This window comes from Nocardia sp. NPDC019323, from assembly GCF_044389845.1.
In the GTDB taxonomy this organism is placed as follows: Bacteria; Actinomycetota; Actinomycetes; order Mycobacteriales; family Mycobacteriaceae; genus Nocardia; species Nocardia implantans.
In genome coordinates this window covers 1-16,989 of record NZ_JBIRYN010000003.1, presented here as the reverse complement: position 1 = coordinate 16,989, position 16,989 = coordinate 1, and the positions used below count along the sequence as shown (strand labels likewise).

The window sequence follows — 16,989 nt, the reverse complement described above, 5'->3', positions numbered from 1 at the left end:
ACGATCACTCAGCGAGGAAGAAGAAGTAACCGAGGAACACCAGCATCAGTGCCCACATCGCCGGGTGCACTTCCTTGATGCGGCCTTTGGCCACCATGACCACGGGGTACAGCAGCATCCCCATGGCCAGGCCGTTGGCGATGGAGTAGGTCAGCGGCATCATCACGATGGTGATGAACGCGGGCACCGAGTACTCCAGCCGGTTCCAGTCGATCGCACCGAGTGAGCGGGCCATCAGGATGCCGACCACGATGAGCGCGGGCGCGGTCACCTCGCTGGAACCCGCCACCACCGCGAAGATCGGATAGCAGAACATGGCGACGAGGAACCAGCCCGCCGTGGTGACGGCGGTCAACCCGGTCCGCCCGCCCGCCGAGACGCCCGCGGTCGATTCCACATACGCGGTCGTGGTGGAGGTGCCGATGACCGCGCCGGCCATGGTGCCCACCGAGTCCGCCGCCAGCGCGCTCGCGGCGCGCGGTAACTTGCCGTCCTCGTCCAGCAGCCCGGCCTGGTTCGCGACGCCGATCAGCGTGCCGGAGGCGTCGAAGAAGTCGACGAACAGCATGGTCAGCACCACCACGACCATCTGACCGGTGAACGCGTCGGGCAGATGGACGATCGCCTGGCCGAAGGTCTGCTCCAGCCCCTTCGGCGCGGCGAACAAGCCCTTGGGCAGTGCGACCAAGCCGCTGACGATGCCGACGATCGTGGTCAGCACGATGCCGTAGAGCACGGCGCCGTGCCAGCCGCGCACCAGGAACACCACCGTGACCAGCAACCCGAACAGCGCGAGCAAGGTGGTGCCCTTGGTGAAGTCGCCCAGCGTGACCAGCGTCGCGTCGCTGTTCACCACGATCCCGGCGTTCTTCAGTCCGAGGAAGGCCACGAACAATCCGATGCCAGCGCCCACGGCGAGCTTCAACTGCATCGGGATCGCGTTGAGTATGCGTTCGCGAACCTTCGTCACCGCGAGGACGAAGAAGATGGCTCCGGACAGGAACGTGCCCGACAGCGCGACCTGCCAGGGAATCCCCATGCCGAGCACCACCGTGTAGGCGAAGAACGCGTTGAGTCCCATGCCCGGCGCGAGCGCGATCGGATACCGCGCCCACAGCCCCATGACCAGCGTGCCGAACACCGCGGCGACGGCGGTGGCGGTGAACACCGCCTGCATCGGGATGCCCTTGTCGCCCAGCGCGCCCTGGTCGCCGAGCACCGCGGGGTTGACCGCGAGGACGTATGACATGGCGAGGAACGTGATGGTCCCCGCCATGAGTTCGCGTTTGACGGTCGAACCGGTCGAGCGGACCCCGAAATATCCGTCGAGGCGTCCTCGGGTCCGGTGCAGAACGTCGGTGACCATGGGTGACTCCAGTCGAGGAACGATTCGGGGCGGGCCAAGGGCACGGTAGCCGACGGTTCACTGGCAGGAACACCCGCGGCGGCGCCACCGTGACCGGCGCCACCCGAGCTAAGCGCTCGGGGCGGAGACCAGCCCGAACTCGGCGTCGGAGGCCAGCAGATCGCTGTGCGGCAGCACGCGCACCGTGTACCCGACCGCGCCGGACAGCGGCAGCGGCGTGTCCACGGTGAACAGCTCGGCGCCCGCGTCGGAACCGGCGTGCGTCATGGGCACGGTCGTGGTGTCGGACAGATCGTCGGTCGCCGACACCCGGCCGAGCACCGCCTGCACCACCACGTCCGGCACGCTCAGCCCACCGAGTTCGACCCGCGCGGTGAGCGACAGCCGCGCCCCGATCACCGGCGTGTCCGGCAATCCGGCGCTGTCCACCTGGATCACCTTGACCGATGGCCACGCCGACTCGATCCGGTGCCGGTATTCGGCGATGGCGCGCGCCACCGCGAAATCGTCCGCCGTCGCCCGTTGCGAGGCCGCGGCGGCCGGAGCGTAATACTGCACCGCGTAGTCGCGGACCATCCGGGAAGCCAGGACCTTCGGCCCCAGGGTCTGCAAGGTGTGACGGACCATCTCGACCCAGCGCACCGGCATCCCGGACGCGTCGCGCTCGTAGAAGCGCGGCGCCACGGCCCGTTCGAACAGGTCGTAGAGAGCGGCGGCCTCCAGATCGTCGCGGCGGTGTTCGTCCCGGACGCCCTCCGCGGTCGGAATGGCCCACCCGTTCTCACCGTCGTACATCTCGTCCCACCAGCCGTCCCGGATGGAGAGATTGAGCCCGCCGTTCAGCGCGGACTTCATACCGGAGGTGCCGCAGGCCTCCAGCGGGCGCAGCGGGTTGTTCAGCCAGACGTCACAGCCCCAGTACAGGTAGCGGGCCATCGACATGTCGTAGTCGGGCAGGAAGACGATCCGGTGCCGTACCTCGGGATCGTCGGCGAAGCGCACCACCTGCTGGATCAGCGCTTTGCCGCCGTCGTCGGCCGGATGACTCTTCCCCGCGACGACCAGCTGCACCGGCCGCCGCGGGTCCAGCAGCAGGGCGCGCAGCCGCTGCGGATCGCGCAGCATCAGGGTGAGCCGCTTGTAGGTCGGCACCCGGCGGGCGAACCCGACGGTCAGCACGTCCGGGTCGAAAACGCCGTTCACCCAGCCGAGTTCGGCCTCGGCGGCGCCGCGCTCCAGCCAGGACGCGCGCACCCTGCGGCGCACCTCGTCGACGAGGATGCCGCGCAGGGTGTTGCGGGTCGACCACAATTCGGTGAGATCGACATCGCGCAGCCTCTCCCAGCCGCGCCCCTCCTCGACCAGCTCCGCGCCGATGTGCTCGCGCGCCTTGTCCACCCACTCCCGCGCGGCCCAGGTGGTCGCGTGCACACCATTGGTGACCGAACCGATCGGCACCTCGGCCGGGTCGAAGCCCGGCCACAGCGAAGCGAACATCGACCGGCTCACCTCCCCGTGCAGTTTCGACACGCCGTTGGCGCGCTGCGCCAGCCGCAGGCCCATGTGCGCCATGTTGAACACCGACGGGTCGGCCTCCCGGCCGAGCGCCACGATCCGGTCCACCGAAAGGCCGGGCAGCAGGGCGGATTCGGATTCCCCGTGCGCACCGCCGAAATAGCGCCGCACCATCGGCATGGGGAACCGGTCGATACCTGCGGGGACCGGCGTATGCGTGGTGAACACCGTGCCCGCCCGCACGGCGGCGAGCGCGGTATCGAAATCCTGACCGGCCGCCACGAATTCGCGGATCCGCTCCACGCCGAGGAAACCCGCGTGGCCTTCGTTCATATGGAACACGTCGGGGTCGGGCAGCCCGGCCGACGCGGTGTAGGCGCGCACCGCACGCACACCGCCGATGCCCGCGAGGATCTCCTGGCGGATGCGATGCTCCTGATCGCCTCCGTACAGCCGGTCGGTGACCGCGCGCAACTCCGGGTCGTTCTCCGCGATATCGGAATCGAGCAGCAGCAACGGAACCCGGCCGACCTGCGCGATCCACACCCGCGCGCGCAGCACCCTGCGATCGGGCATCGCGACGTGGATGAGCACCGGCGAACCGCCGGAGGTGAGCGCGCGCAGCGGCAGGCCCTGCGGATCCAGCGCCGGGTAGTGCTCGGCTTGCCAGCCGTCGGTCGTCAGCGACTGCCGGAAGTAGCCCGAGCGGTACAGCAAGCCGACGCCGATCAGCGGCAGACCCAGATCGGAGGCGGCCTTCAAGTGGTCTCCGGCCAGAATGCCAAGGCCCCCGGAATAATTCGGCAACACCTCCGTGACGCCGAACTCCATCGAGAAATAGGCGATGCCCCGCACGCCTTCCTCGCCCGCCCTGCGCTGGAACCAGCCCGGCGCCGCCAGGTACTCCCGCAGGTCGGCCGCCGCGGCGTCCACCCGTGCGACGTAGGCGGGGTCGGCGGCCAGCTCGTCCAAACGCGCCGCGGGCACCTCACCCAGCATCCGGACCGGGTCGTGCCCCATCTCCTGCCACCGCCGCGGATCGAGCGCGGCGAACAGGTCCTGCGTCGGCGGATGCCACGACCAGCGCAGATTCGTGGCGAGCTCCCCCAGGGCGGCCAGGCGCTCGGGCAGATGGGCACGGACGGTGAAACGACGCAATGCCTTCATTGGGTAGAACCTACACGGCGACCGCCCGGCGCGCCCCGCGTGACCAGCCCCCGCACAACGTTCCGACCAGCGGCTTTCCCGGAAACACACGGCGCGGCGAGCGACCGGCGCGACGGCCCGTAACGCTCTGCATCGTCACGGAACGGCCACACGACGCACCCGGTGCCCGCGTTCCCGCTACCCGATCGAGACCCGCGCTCGCTTGTGAACTCCGGAAGCCCGGGCAAACCCACAAGCTGTGCGGACCAACCGGCCGCACCAACCGAATCAGTACGGGAGTGATCGAGATGTGGATGACAGCACACCCAAATCGCGCCCGCGATCGGCGCTGGTCGCGCGCTGGAGCAGCGATCACAGGGTTCGGAGCGTTCGCGGCGGCATTCGTTCTCGTCGCACCCGCCGCCGGCGCGGCGGTCACGACGGCGACCGCGAGCCCGGCCCAAGGCACCAGTTTCGGTTTCGGTAACTACGGAACCAACTGCCAATACCGCGTGACGGCCACGGTGGACAACAATCCCTCGACCGAATCGGTGCAGTTCGCCGACAGTGCCGGGGGCACCTTCTCACCGAATCCCGCACCGGTGGTCGGCAACCAGGCCACCGCGGTCTGGATCCCCGACACCACCGGGCAACACACCATTTCCGCGACGCAAGGCGCCGCTCCCGCTTGGATCTCGCCGGTGATGACGGTGGGCAACGGGATGAACCTCGGCTTCGCGTGCCTGGTCATGCCGTGAGCGGCGGTTCCAGCACGTCGGATTGAGCGCCCGGGTGGTCACGCGATCGACGAGCGATCGCCGTCCGTGGCCACCCGGCGCCTCATCCTCATCGACCGCGGGAAATCGGTGGCCGCAGCGGATCCGAAGTGACAGCATCGGCTGATGCCGCACTGGGTCCACGTCCTCCCGCAGTTTCTGCCTGCCTGCCTGGTCATCGCCGCGCTGCCGGGGCCTGCGACGGCGTTGTTCCTGCAACGCTCGGTGCGCGACGGACGCACCGCGGGTCTGGCGGCGGTGGCCGGCAACGAGATCGGCGTGCTCGGCTGGACGCTGGCGGGCGGGGCCGGGCTGTCGGTTCTGCTGGTCGCGAACCGGGCCGCGAATACGGCGGTGCACGTCGTCGGCGCGCTGGTGCTGATCTGGCTCGGCGTGCAGGCATGGCGCGGCGCGCGCGGCGGCGGCGAGTTCGGCGGCGCGATGACGCGGATGCTCCCGGCGGGTCGCACGCCCGCCGCCGCCTTCCGCGCCTCGCTGATCTCGATCGCGGCCAATCCCAAAGCGGCGGTCTTCGGATTGACGATCCTGCCGCAATTCCTTCCCTCCGACGGGCCGGTGCTGCCGACGATGGTGATCCTGGCGCTCATCCAGTTGGTGATCGACACCGCGTGGTGCGTCGGCGTGGTCCTCGCCGCCGACCGCGCTGGCGTGTGGCTGCGCAGCACCGGCATCCGGCAGCGGGTCGAACGCGCCCTCGGCGTGATCCTCGTCGCGCTCGGCCTCGGCCTCGCCGCCGACGCACGCTGACCGAACGCCCAGCTCGGCCGCGGCCCGGACCGGCCGGAACAGAGTTCGAAAAATCGGCTGATCCGGTCCCGGCGGCCGGTTGCCGGTAGGTTGGGGTCCGTGACCGGCCGCATCGCTATCGATGACACTGCCCCGTCCATCCCAGGCGGCCGGCCCGCCAAGGCGGTGGTCGGCGAGGTATTCCCGGTGCGCACCGTGGTCTGGCGAGAGGGGCACGACGCCGTCGCCGCCACCCTCGTCGTGCGCGCCCCCGGCGCGTCGCGAGCCACCCGTGTCCGCATGACGCCGGACTACGAGCCCGACGTCTTCAACGCGACCTTCACGCCGAACACGCCGGGAGCCTGGACCTACCGGATCGAAGGATGGAGCGATCCGATCGCGACCTGGCGATCGGCGATCGAGGCGAAGCTGGCCGTGGGGCAGAGCGCCGCCGATCTGGCCAACGACCTGGAGCTGGGCGCCCGCCTGTTCGAGCGGGCGGCGCAAGCCGTCCCCAAGAAACAGTTCGAGCGCCTGCGCGCGGTCGCGGCGGCGCTGCGCGGCACCGATCAACTCCCCGCCCGGGTGGCCCCTGCCTTCACCGAGGAAGTCGCCGAGATCCTGCGCGCCACGCCGCTGCGCGACCTGGTCACCCGCGGGCCGCAGCACACCGTTCTGGTCGAGCGGCACCGGGCGCTCTACGGCTCCTGGTACGAGTTCTTCCCGCGCTCGACCGGCGGCCGCGACGCCAACGGCAAGCCCGTCCACGGCACGTTCGTCACCGCCGCCAAGGAACTTCCGCGCATCGCCGCCATGGGCTTCGACGTGGTGTACCTGCCGCCCATCCATCCGATCGGCGAGGTCAACCGCAAGGGCCGCAACAACGCGCTCACCGCGGAGCCGGGCGACGTCGGATCGCCGTGGGCCATCGGATCGCGGCACGGCGGGCACGACGCCGTGCATCCGGAACTGGGTACCGAAGCCGACTTCGCCGAGTTCGTCGTTGCGGCGCGGGAACTCGGCCTCGAAGTGGCGCTCGACCTCGCGCTGCAGTGCGCGCCCGACCATCCGTGGGTGCAGGCGCACCCCGAATGGTTCACCACCCTGCCCGACGGCACCATCGCCTACGCCGAGAACCCGCCGAAGAAGTACCAGGACATCTACCCGGTCAACTTCGACAACGACCCCGACGGGCTCTACGCCGAAGTGCTGCGCGTGGTCAAGCACTGGATCGAACTGGGCGTCAGAATCTTTCGGGTCGACAATCCGCACACCAAGCCCGCCGACTTCTGGGAGTGGCTGATCGCGAACGTCTGGCGCACCGACCCGGACGTCATCTTCCTGTCCGAGGCGTTCACCCGCCCGGCCCGGCTCTACGGGCTCGCCCGCCGCGGATTCAGCCAGTCCTACACGTATTTCACCTGGCGCGTGGCGAAATGGGAGCTGACGGAGTTCGGCAACGAATTGGCCGCGAAAGCCGACGAAGCCCGCCCGAACCTCTTCGTGAACACCCCGGACATCCTGCACGAGAGCCTCCAGCACGGCGGCCCTGGGATGTTCGCCATCCGCGCCGTCCTGGCCGCCACCCTCGCGCCGACCTGGGGCGTCTATTCCGGCTTCGAGCTGTTCGAGCACCAGGCGGTGCGCCCGGACAGCGAGGAGTACCTCGATTCGGAGAAGTACGAGCTGCGCCCGCGCCCGTTCGCCGAGGCGCTCGCGCGCGGGGAATCGCTGGAGCCATGGCTCACCCGGCTCAACGAGATCCGCCGAGCGCACCCCGCCCTGCAACAGTTGCGTTGCCTGCATTTCCACCACGTGGACAACGACGCGCTGATCGCCTACTCCAAGATCGACCCGGCCAGCGGCGACGCGGTGCTGGTCGTGGTGAACCTCAACCCCTTCGGCGCCGAGTGGGGCATGCTCTCGCTCGACCTGCCCGCCATCGGCCGCGAATGGCACGACCACCCGGTGGTGTACGACGAGGTCAGCGGCGAGGAATACCACTGGGCCCAGACCAATTACGTGCGCTTGGACCCTGCCCGGGCCGTCGCGCACATCATCGCCCTGCCCCCCGTGTCCCAGCAGGCTCGCACCGAGCTGGCCTACCGCAGGACGCTGCGATGAAACGCCGCGACCTCATGCTTCTCGCGGCGGGCACCCATACCGACCCGCACACCGTGCTCGGCGCGCACCCCCATCCCGACGGCACCGCCGTCCGGGTGCTGCGCCCGCACGCGGAGACCGTGTCGGTGCGCGTCGGCGGCGATGACCATGAACTGAAGTCCCTCGGTCACGGCGTCTTCGCCGCCGTGCTGCCGTACCCGGAGATCATGGACTATCGCGTCGTGACGACCTACCCGGGCGGCCGGACCGTCATCGGCGCCGACGGCTACCGCTTCCTGCCCACGCTCGGCGAACTCGACCTGCACCTGATCGGCGAAGGCCGCCACGAACGCCTCTGGGAAGTACTCGGGGCGCACCCGCGCCGCTACCCGACGCTCGACGGTGACGTCGCGGGCACCTCGTTCGCGGTGTGGGCGCCGAACGCGCGCGGCGTCACCGTGATCGGGGACTTCGACGGCTGGAGCGGCAACACCGCGCCGATGCGCGCGCTGGGGTCGTCCGGGATCTGGGAGGTCTTCGTCCCCGGCGTCGAACCGGGCTGCAAGTACAAATACCGCGTGCACGGCGCCGACGGACGGACCGTCGACCACGCCGACCCGCTGGCCTTCGCCGCCGAACACCCGCCGGCCACGGCGTCGGTGGTCACCGAGAGCCATCACGTGTGGCAGGACAGCGCCTGGCTCGAACAGCGCGCTGCCACCGACCCCACCCGCGCCCCGATGAGCGTCTACGAAGTGCATCTCGGTTCGTGGCGGCCCGGCCTCGGCTATCGCGAACTGGCCGATCAGCTCGCCGAGTACGTGCGGGCCACCGGATACACCCACATCGAATTGCTCCCCATCGCCGAGCATCCGTTCGGCGGGTCGTGGGGCTACCAGGTCACCTCCTACTACGCGCCGACGGCGCGATTCGGCTCCCCCGACGACTTCCGCGCGTTCGTCGACCGCATGCACGCGGCGGGCATCGGCGTCCTGCTGGACTGGGTCCCCGCTCATTTCCCGCGCGACGAGTGGGCGCTGGCCCGATTCGACGGCACCCCGCTCTACGAGCACGCCGACCCGCGCCGGGGCGAGCAACTCGACTGGGGCACCTACGTGTTCGACTTCGGCAGGCACGAAGTGCGCAACTTCCTCATCGCCAACGCCCGCTACTGGATCGAGGAATTCCACATCGACGGCCTGCGCGTCGACGCCGTCGCGTCCATGCTCTACCTGGACTACTCCCGCGCCGAGGGCCAGTGGGAGCCCAACGTCCACGGCGGCCGGGAGAACCTGGAGGCCGTCGACTTCCTGCAAGACCTCAACGAGACGCTGCACCGGCATCACCCCGGCGTCGTGACCATCGCCGAGGAGTCCACCACCTGGCCCGGCGTCACCCGCGGCATCGACGTCGGCGGTCTCGGCTTCACCATGAAATGGAACATGGGCTGGATGCACGACACCCTCGGGTTCCTCGGCCGCGACCCGGTGCACCGCTCCTGGCACCACAACGAGATCACCTTCTCGCTGGTCTACGCCTGGAGCGAGAACTACGTGCTGCCGATCAGCCATGACGAGGTCGTGCACGGCAAAGGCACACTGTGGACCAGGATGCCGGGCGACGATTTCGCCAAAGCCGCCGGCGTACGGGCGCTGCTGGCCTACATGTGGGCCCACCCGGGTAAACAACTGCTGTTCATGGGGCAGGATTTCGGCCAGTTCCGGGAGTGGTCGCACGATCGCGGCCTGGACTGGCAGGAGCTGCAGAACCCGCTACACCAGGGCATCACCACGCTGGTGCGCGACCTGAACGCCGTCTACCGCGCCCACCCCGCACTGTGGAGCCAGGACACCACCCCCGGCGGCTACGCCTGGATCGAGGCGAACGACCGGTCGAACAACGTGCTGGCGTTCCTTCGCTACGGCTCCGACGGCTCGGTAGTGGCCTGCGTCTACAACTTCTCCGGATCGGCGCACGACGCGTACCGCATCGGCCTGCCGCACCGAGGCCCCTGGCTGGAGATCCTCAACACCGACGCCGTGGACTACGGCGGCTCCGGCCTCGGCAACCTGGGCGAGGTGACAGCGACCGACGAGCCGTGGCACGACCGTCCCGCCTCTGCCACCGTGACGCTCGCACCGCACAGCGCGGTCTGGCTGCGTCCGGCCTGACCGGCCGCCCGCCGCACTCAGTACAGCGCCGCCGCCAGCTTGCGGCGCGCGGCCACGACGAACGGCTCGGCCTGGTCGAACAGCTCGAACAGCTCCAGCAGGCGGGTACGCGCCTTGGTGCGATCGTCGCCGGAAGTCCGCTTGACGACGGCGATCAGCCGATCGAAGGCCGCTTCAGGCCGCTGCTGGAACAATTCGAGATCAGCGGCTTTGATCGCGGCATCGACATTCGACGGGTCGGCGTCGGCATCGGCGATGGCCGACTCCGGGAGTTCCTGGGCCCTGGCGAGGAAGCGCAGCTGCCGCAGCGCGCCCTTGGCCTCCTCGTTCGCCGGTTCGGCGTCGATAATCGCTTGGTAGGCGGCCTCCGCGCCCGCCAGGTCACCGTGCTCGAGCGCCGCCTCGGCCGCCGCGAAACGCGGGTCCTCCGCCTCGGCCTGCGGCTGCGGCCCGCCCTCCAGCTTGCCCGCCACCGCGTCGACCACGGCGTTCAACCACTGCCGCACCTGCGGCTCCGGCTGAGCGCCCTCGAAATCGGCCAGCGGCTGCCCGGCCGCGATCGCGATGACCGTCGGGATGCCCTGCACCCGCAGCGCCTGCGCGATGCGCATATTGGCCTCGGCCTCGACGGCGGCCAGATCCCAGGCGCCACCGTCGGCGGCCACCAGGCGTTCCAGCGTCCGCACCAGTTCGATGCTGCCCGGACTGCGCTGCGAGTACAGCACCACCACCACGGGCACCTGCATCGACCGGCGCAGGACCTTGGTCTCGAAATCGGCCTCGGAGACCGCGTGGTCGCCACCGGCCGGACCGCCCGCGCCACCGGCGGGCTGCTTCAGGCTGGACAGATCGACCGCCCCGGACATGGCGGCGGCGACAGCGGGCGAAGGACGGCGTGCGGCTGGTCGATTCACGACCTCCAGTTTGTCACGACGTGGCGGATGCGGGTGCCCCGGACTCGAACGAACCGGCGTTGCTCAGCTCACCCAACCGCCCCGTGCGCACCGCCCAGATCTCGAACAGCACCGTGCAGAACGGCGGGATGCTCGACACCAGCGCCAGAACGGTGGTCTTGGCGTTCCAGCCCAGCTCGCGCGCCGCCACGATCGCGGTGATCACGAACAGCACGAACACGATGCCGTGCGTCATGCCGAACACCTTGACCGGCCACAACACCGGCTCGGGAATCCGCTTGAACACCATGCCGATGATCAACAGCAGCCAGGAGATCGCCTCGAGCACCGCGATGAAACGAAACCGCTTGGCCACCGTGCTCAGGTCGAAGACATTGCCCATGCGCCCATTCTGCCGGATGCACTACAGGCTGTCGTAGTGAGCTGTGTCTAATTGCGGCGCCTGCGGCGCCGCGTGTTCGCGGCCCGGCTCGGGCTCGCTTCGCTCGAAAGACGTAGTTGCGGTGCGCTGGGCACGTCGGTGATCGACGCTGGGATACAGGACGCGGTTCAGAAGTCGGGTTCGTTCGGCTGGACCTGCACCGGGTGTTCGGAGCCCCTCGCGTCGCTCCCGTTGCGCGGCCGCCGCTTGCTACTTCGTCGCGGACGCGGCGGCCGCACACGCGAGGCGGGCCGCGAACGGCCGGTGCTCCGTCTCGCTTCGCTCGAAGGGCGTGGTTGCGGTGCGCTGGGCGCGTTGGTGGTCGAAGGTCCAGACGTAGGGTGCGCGGTTCGAAAGCTGGGTTTCAGCCGAGCCTGCACTGGATGTTGGCGGCGCTCTTGTGGCTCAGGCTGGGGCGATCGCCGCTTGCTCCTTCGTCGCGGACGCGCCGGCCGCACACGCGAGGCGGGCCGCGAATGGCAAGGCTCGGCCTCGCTTCGCTCGAAGGACGTGGTCGCGGCGCGCTGGTGTTGCGCCCGCTATCAGGTGCTCGCCTTTTGTTGTGGCCGGTTCATGGCTCAGCCCGACTGCCCGCAAGCTCCATCGTCACCTACGTGGCGTCCGCACGCACGCGACCCGGGCCGTGAACGGAGCAGGCTTCGGCCTCGCTTCGTTCGCCGCACAACCGACCGCTCTCTGCACCGGTCGACTGCCCTGCGAGAACGGCCGATGGCCGCCCACATCGGGCGGCCATCGGTCGATGATTGCGCGGGATTGCTCAGGAACGTCAGACGCGCACGATCAGCGCGTCGCCCTGACCGCCGCCGCCGCAGAGCGCGGCCGCGCCGATGCCGCCCCCGCGGCGCTTCAGCTCCAGCACCAGGTGCAGCAGGATGCGGGCGCCGGACATGCCGAGCGGGTGGCCGATGGCGATGGCGCCACCGTTGACGTTCACCTTCTCCGGGTCGATGCCCAGTTTGCGGGTGGAGGCGATGCCGACGGCGGCGAACGCCTCGTTGATCTCCACCAGGTCCAGGTCGGTGGGCGAGATGCCCTCACGCGCGCAGGCTTTGGCGATCGCGTTGGCGGGCTGATCCTGCAGGGTCGAGTCCGGACCGGCGACCACGCCGGCCGCGCCGATCTCGGCGATCCAGGACAAGCCGAGCGCCTGCGCCTTCTCCTTGCTCATCACCACGACCGCGGCGGCGCCGTCGGAGATCTGCGACGCGGTGCCCGCGGTGATCGTGCCGTCTTTGCGGAACGCCGGACGCAGCTTGGCCAGCGACTCCACCGTGGTGTCGGCGCGAATGCCCTCGTCCGTGGTCACCAGCACCGGATCGCCCTTGCGCTGCGGCACCGCGACCGGGACGACCTCGTCATCGAACACGCCGTTCTTCCACGCCGCCGCGGCACGCTGATGCGAAGCCGCCGCGAACGCGTCCTGATCCTCCCGGCTGATCCGGTCGGCCTCGTTGCGCGACTCGGTGAGCGCGCCCATCGCCTGATCGGTGAAGATGTCGTGCAGACCGTCGTAGGCCATGTGATCGCGCAGGGTCACGTCGCCGTACTTGAAGCCCTCCCTGCTCTTCTCCAGCAGGTGCGGCGCCTGGCTCATGGACTCCTGACCACCCGCGACGACGATCTCGTACTCGCCCGCCCGGATCAGCTGGTCGGCCAGCGCGATCGCGTTGATGCCCGAAAGGCAGACCTTGTTCAGCGTCAGCGCGGGCACGTCCATCGGAATACCGGCGGCCACCGCCGCCTGCCGGGCCGGGATCTGCCCCGCGCCCGCGGTCAGCACCTGACCCATGATCACGTAATCGACCTGGTCGGGCGCGACGCCGCCCTTCTCCAGCGCCGCCTTGATCGCGAACCCGCCGAGATCGGAACCGCTGAAGTCCTTCAGACCTCCGAGCAGCCTGCCGACCGGGGTACGCGCACCGGAGACGATCACGGAAGTGGTCACGACGAGCCTCGCATTCGTAGATCGGACCTGCTCGTGCCCCCGCCGGGCAATGCGAGAGCAGGTGTTCCTACTCAACGGTAGCGGGTGCGTCCCGCGCACCCCGTGCCAGGTCGCGCTACCTTCGAATGGTGAGCAACGTTATCGAACAGTCATCTTTCATCCCCGCGGACTACGTCACCGCGGTCGACCACGTCGGCATCGCCGTGCCGGACCTGGACGCCGCGGTCGCCTGGTACGCGGAGAACCTGGGCATGATCGAGACCCATCGCGAGGTCAACGAGGCCCAGGGGGTGCACGAGGCGATGCTGTCGCTGCCCGGCGCTCCCGACCGCGCCACTGCCCTGCAGTTGCTGGCCCCCCTCAACGCGGAATCGACGATCGCGAAGTTCATCGACCGCAGCGGGCCCGGCTTGCAGCAACTGGCCTACCGGGTGACCGACATCGAGGCCGTCTCGGCGTACCTGCGCGCCAAGGGTCTGCGTTTGCTGTACGACGCTCCGCGGCACGGAACGGCTGATTCCCGCATCAATTTCATCCACCCGAAGGATGCTGGAGGTGTGCTGATCGAGTTGGTCGAACCGAGCGCGGATGTTACGCACTAGTATCGGCGTCAGGCGGGGAAAACTCGTTGGAATGACATTCGCAGTCGAGTCACCATCGGCTGTCTTCAGGCTGTAGTTTGTGTGCCATGTCGTCACCCGAGTCCGATCGCAATCGCTTCGTTGCACTGCCCTTCACCGTTGTGCGCAAGGGTTATGCGCAAGACGAGGTGCGTAATTACTTCGACCGCTTCGACGCGGAACTGAGAGTCACCGCCACCGACCGCGATGCGGCTGCGGCCCAAGCACGTAACCTCGCGAGCCAGCTGGAAGACGCGCGCGACGAGATCGACGAGCTCCGCAAGGAGGTCGACCGACTCTCGGTGCCGCCGACCACCGCGGAAGGCATGTCCGACCGTATTTCCCGCATGCTCCGGCTCGCCTCCGACGAGGCGTCCGAGGTTCGTGCTCTGGCGCAGGCCGAGGCCGCCGAAATGGTGTCGATCGCCGAGCAGCAGGCCACCGAGATGCGTGGCAAGTACGAGTCGCTGCTCGCCGAGACCAAGGAGAAGCGCGAGGCGCTCGAAATCGAATTCGAGCAGACCCTCGCGAACGCGCGCACCGAATCCGCCAAGATCATCGAGGCCGCCCAGGCCGAGGCCGACCGCATCGCGAAGGAAGCCGACGCGAAGCGCAAGGCCACCCAGCAGGAGTTCGAGGCCACCATGGCCGAGCGTCGCACCAAGCTCACCCGCGCCATGGAGGAGCTGGAGGCCACCAGCCGCGCCGAAGCCGCTCAGCGGATCAAGGACGCGACCGACGAGGCCAACCGCCTGATCACCTCCGCCACGCAGACCTCCGAGCGCAAGATCGCGCACGCGAAGGAACTGGCCGAGGAGATGCGCGTGCTGCGCGGCCGCGTGCTCGCCCAGCTGCTCGGTATCCGCGGTCAGCTCGACTCGGTGCCCGCGATGCTCGCCGCGGTCAATCGGGAGAGCGAACTGCTCGACGGTGTCCCGGATCAGCGCAAGTCGATCGGCGGCAACACCAAGTCGGTCACCGGCTCCCGGCAGAAGGCGATCCCCGAGGTCGCCACCGAGGACGACGAGATCGACGCGGACGAGCGCGAGAGCGCCGACATCAGCAACTGACGTCGGACCACGGCGACTGCGGCAAAACGAACCGAATTCACCGAAGGCCGCCCCATCCGGGGCGGCCTTCCTTAATTCCGGGCCATGGTCGGCCTGTGCCCTCCGGCGTCAGGACCAGCGCCGGGTGATCCGCCGAGTACGGCGCCCGTTCCAGCACCCGTGATGCCAATGCCGCCGGTCTTCCTCTCCGCCGTAAGCGGGCCACGCGACGACGTGCGCGACGCCGGGCGGAATCTCGTGATCACAGCCGGGACAGCGATAGGTCTTCATCGCGCGAGCCCCCGGAATGGTGCGGACCACATACGTCTCCTCACCGTCGGGACCCGATTCGGTCCGCCCGAAGACATCGCCGATCGGCGAGCCGCCCGACCGCGAGTGATCAGCATGGCGATCCGAACGCGGTTTCCGGCGGGGCATGCGACAAGCCTATTACTCGCCCCCGCATGCCCCGCGGGCCCCCGAGTTCAGAACAAGCGGAATTCGTTGCTCTCCGTGCCGCGTAGGGCCTCGTAATCGAGTGTGAGACAGCGGATGCCGCGGTCTTCCGCCAGCGTGCGCGCCTGCGGCTTGATCTGCTGCGCGGCGAAGACGCCCGCCACCGGGGCCAGCAGCGGGTCCCGGTTCAGCAACTCGAGGTAGCGGGTGAGCTGTTCGACGCCGTCGATCTCGCCGCGCCGTTTGATCTCCACCGCGACGGTGCCGCCGTCGGCGTCCCGGCACAGCAGGTCCACCGGGCCGATCGCGGTCATGTACTCGCGGCGGATGAGGGTGTAGCCCGCGCCGAGGGTGTGCACGTGCTCGGCCAGCAGCTCTTGCAGATGGGCCTCGACACCGTCTTTCACCAGGCCCGGGTCGACGCCGAGTTCGTGCGAGGAGTCGTGCTCGATGTCCTCGATGGTGATGCGGAGTTCCTCACCGGCTTTGTTGGCGACGACCCACAGCGACTTCGCGCCATCAGGGAGTTGCGCGTCGCCGTTGCGTTCCTCCAGCCAGCACGGGGGGCTCATCCAGTTCAACGGCTTGTACGAGCCGCCGTCGGAGTGCACGAGCACCGAGCCGTCCGCTTTCATCAGCAGTAGCCTGCGGGCCATCGGGAGATGGGCGGTGAGTCGCCCTACGTAGTCGACCTGACAGCGAGCAATCACTAGGCGCACCCAAGCACTGTAGGCGAACGCCCGTACCCGGGTGTCGTCAGCCCATGAGCAGAATCGCCGCGAGCACCACGCTGACGGCCAGCAAGGCGCTCTCGACGCGCGTGAGCCGCCGCCGAGTGGTCGTCCTTGCCCAGATCATGCAGAACCCGACCACGGTGCCGATCAGCAACGCCACCAAGTGACCGACCTGGGTGAAGGTCTGCTCGATGAGCACACCCTCGACCGCGACGATGGACCACAGCGTCGACCAAGCGGCACGCCACCGGTACGGCAGCGCGGCCACCAGCGCGCCGATCAGCGCCATGGCGCCGTAGCTGACGCCGACGTCCTCGGCCCAGCGGATGCTCGCGGGCACCCATCCCGCCTCCACACCCACCCACAGGCCGGCCGCGACGAACAGCGTGGCGCCGATGTGGCCGGCCAGGAAGACGCGCACCAATCGCAGCGCGCCGAAGCGCAGCTCCGCGAGCGCGAGCAGACACGCGAGCAGCGGGATGATCACCCACGACCCGACGACGTCGCCGATCACGAACGCGCTCGCCAGCAACGTCCCGAGCCGGCCGTCCAACAGGTTCTGCAGGTTGGTGCTCGCGTGCAGCACCATCCGGGCCTGGGCGGAGTCGCTCAGCACGGAGAAGACCGCCGAGACGGCGACCAGCCCTGCCAAGTACACGGCCGTCGCGGGCAGCCTCGGCCGCCACCACCGCGGTCGCGTCGTCGTGGCGGATTCGGGCGGCGCCGGGCGGTCCGGCGTCGTCGCGACGAGCATGCATACCTCCGTTGTTCACGCGGAACGGCGATCTCTCCCCCACCGTCCATCATCATCGTCCGCACGCTGCGTAGGCTTGGAGTTCCCTACGAAATTGCCACGAAACGTTCTCGTCTCGCAAAACGACGAAAGGCCCTCGACTGTGTCGAGGGCCTTTCGTGAAAGGATGTTCCGGCGGTGTCCTACTCTCCCACACCCTGTCGAGTGCAGTACCATCGGCGCTGGCAGGCTTAGCTTCCGGGTTCGGAATG

General features: G+C 69.0%; 14 protein-coding genes. 6 read left to right on the top strand and 8 right to left on the bottom strand.

The features are described from left to right. Window positions 1-4: 4 nt before the first annotated feature. Window positions 5-1,366 carry an NCS2 family permease gene (locus tag ACH49X_RS13025; protein WP_323123952.1) on the bottom strand — a complete coding sequence of 454 codons (1,362 nt, stop codon included), beginning with the start codon at window positions 1,364-1,366 and terminating at the stop codon, window positions 5-7. A gap of 108 nt (window positions 1,367-1,474) precedes the next feature. After that, window positions 1,475-4,048: an alpha-glucan family phosphorylase gene (glgP, locus tag ACH49X_RS13020; RefSeq protein ID WP_195077328.1), complete on the bottom strand. Its 2,574-nt coding sequence runs from the start codon at window positions 4,046-4,048 to the stop codon at window positions 1,475-1,477. 293 nt (window positions 4,049-4,341) lie between these two features. Between glgP and ACH49X_RS13015 the strand changes: the two genes are divergently transcribed. From ACH49X_RS13015 to glgB, 4 genes are all read left to right on the top strand, one after another. Next, window positions 4,342-4,785, top strand: coding sequence for a hypothetical protein (locus ACH49X_RS13015; protein ID WP_195077327.1), 444 nt, complete (start codon window positions 4,342-4,344; stop codon window positions 4,783-4,785). A gap of 144 nt (window positions 4,786-4,929) precedes the next feature. Beyond that, window positions 4,930-5,571 (top strand): LysE family translocator, encoded by a 642-nt coding sequence (locus ACH49X_RS13010; protein WP_195077326.1) that lies wholly within the window; start codon window positions 4,930-4,932, stop codon window positions 5,569-5,571. Window positions 5,572-5,670: 99 nt separating this feature from the next. Next, window positions 5,671-7,674, top strand: a complete 2,004-nt coding sequence (locus ACH49X_RS13005; RefSeq protein WP_195077325.1) for an alpha-1,4-glucan--maltose-1-phosphate maltosyltransferase — start codon at window positions 5,671-5,673, stop codon at window positions 7,672-7,674. After that, window positions 7,671-9,824, top strand: coding sequence for a 1,4-alpha-glucan branching protein GlgB (gene glgB / locus ACH49X_RS13000; RefSeq protein ID WP_357104145.1), 2,154 nt, complete (start codon window positions 7,671-7,673; stop codon window positions 9,822-9,824). Before ACH49X_RS13005 ends, glgB begins: the two co-directional genes overlap by 4 nt. 17 nt (window positions 9,825-9,841) lie before the next feature. On the opposite strand, the gene ACH49X_RS12995 is transcribed toward glgB, so the two are convergent. The 3 genes from ACH49X_RS12995 to ACH49X_RS12985 form a co-directional block, all read right to left on the bottom strand. Continuing rightward, window positions 9,842-10,690 (bottom strand): tetratricopeptide repeat protein, encoded by an 849-nt coding sequence (locus ACH49X_RS12995; RefSeq protein ID WP_195077885.1) that lies wholly within the window; start codon window positions 10,688-10,690, stop codon window positions 9,842-9,844. 61 nt (window positions 10,691-10,751) lie between these two features. Then, window positions 10,752-11,120, bottom strand: coding sequence for a DUF3817 domain-containing protein (locus ACH49X_RS12990; RefSeq protein ID WP_195077323.1), 369 nt, complete (start codon window positions 11,118-11,120; stop codon window positions 10,752-10,754). Between the two features lie 826 nt (window positions 11,121-11,946). After that, window positions 11,947-13,125: an acetyl-CoA C-acetyltransferase gene (locus ACH49X_RS12985; protein ID WP_357204820.1), complete on the bottom strand. Its 1,179-nt coding sequence runs from the start codon at window positions 13,123-13,125 to the stop codon at window positions 11,947-11,949. A 128-nt stretch (window positions 13,126-13,253) separates the two neighbouring features. Between ACH49X_RS12985 and mce the strand changes: the two genes are divergently transcribed. Both mce and ACH49X_RS12975 read left to right on the top strand, forming a co-directional pair. Beyond that, window positions 13,254-13,727 (top strand): methylmalonyl-CoA epimerase, encoded by a 474-nt coding sequence (gene mce / locus ACH49X_RS12980; protein WP_324722338.1) that lies wholly within the window; start codon window positions 13,254-13,256, stop codon window positions 13,725-13,727. Between the two features lie 86 nt (window positions 13,728-13,813). Beyond that, window positions 13,814-14,815 (top strand): hypothetical protein, encoded by a 1,002-nt coding sequence (locus ACH49X_RS12975; RefSeq protein ID WP_195077320.1) that lies wholly within the window; start codon window positions 13,814-13,816, stop codon window positions 14,813-14,815. Window positions 14,816-14,923: 108 nt separating this feature from the next. On the opposite strand, the gene ACH49X_RS12970 is transcribed toward ACH49X_RS12975, so the two are convergent. Genes ACH49X_RS12970 through ACH49X_RS12960 form a run of 3 tightly spaced genes read right to left on the bottom strand, consistent with a single transcriptional unit; the run spans window position 14,924 to window position 16,738 of the window. After that, a complete protein-coding gene (locus ACH49X_RS12970; RefSeq protein WP_323123953.1) occupies window positions 14,924-15,232 on the bottom strand; it encodes an ATP/GTP-binding protein in 309 nt (102 codons plus the stop codon). Window positions 15,233-15,279: 47 nt separating this feature from the next. Continuing rightward, window positions 15,280-15,969 carry an endonuclease NucS gene (nucS, locus tag ACH49X_RS12965; RefSeq protein WP_357204817.1) on the bottom strand — a complete coding sequence of 230 codons (690 nt, stop codon included), beginning with the start codon at window positions 15,967-15,969 and terminating at the stop codon, window positions 15,280-15,282. Between the two features lie 37 nt (window positions 15,970-16,006). Then, window positions 16,007-16,738 carry a rhomboid-like protein gene (locus ACH49X_RS12960; protein ID WP_195077319.1) on the bottom strand — a complete coding sequence of 244 codons (732 nt, stop codon included), beginning with the start codon at window positions 16,736-16,738 and terminating at the stop codon, window positions 16,007-16,009. Between the last annotated feature and the right edge of the window lie 251 nt (window positions 16,739-16,989).

Excerpts from the sequence above, each read along its gene's own strand:
- ACH49X_RS13010 (WP_195077326.1), top strand. The coding sequence starts at position 4,930 with ATGCCGCACTGGGTCCACGTCCTCCCGCAGTTTCTGCCTGCCTGCCTG.
- ACH49X_RS12970 (WP_323123953.1), bottom strand. The coding sequence starts at position 15,232 with ATGCCCCGCCGGAAACCGCGTTCGGATCGCCATGCTGATCACTCGCGG.
- ACH49X_RS12975 (WP_195077320.1), top strand. The coding sequence starts at position 13,814 with ATGTCGTCACCCGAGTCCGATCGCAATCGCTTCGTTGCACTGCCCTTC.
- ACH49X_RS12995 (WP_195077885.1), bottom strand. The coding sequence starts at position 10,690 with ATGTCCGGGGCGGTCGATCTGTCCAGCCTGAAGCAGCCCGCCGGTGGC.
- glgB (WP_357104145.1), top strand. The coding sequence starts at position 7,671 with ATGAAACGCCGCGACCTCATGCTTCTCGCGGCGGGCACCCATACCGAC.
- ACH49X_RS12990 (WP_195077323.1), bottom strand. The coding sequence starts at position 11,120 with ATGGGCAATGTCTTCGACCTGAGCACGGTGGCCAAGCGGTTTCGTTTC.
- glgP (WP_195077328.1), bottom strand. The coding sequence starts at position 4,048 with ATGAAGGCATTGCGTCGTTTCACCGTCCGTGCCCATCTGCCCGAGCGC.
- ACH49X_RS13025 (WP_323123952.1), bottom strand. The coding sequence starts at position 1,366 with ATGGTCACCGACGTTCTGCACCGGACCCGAGGACGCCTCGACGGATAT.
- ACH49X_RS12960 (WP_195077319.1), bottom strand. The coding sequence starts at position 16,738 with ATGCTCGTCGCGACGACGCCGGACCGCCCGGCGCCGCCCGAATCCGCC.
- ACH49X_RS13015 (WP_195077327.1), top strand. The coding sequence starts at position 4,342 with ATGACAGCACACCCAAATCGCGCCCGCGATCGGCGCTGGTCGCGCGCT.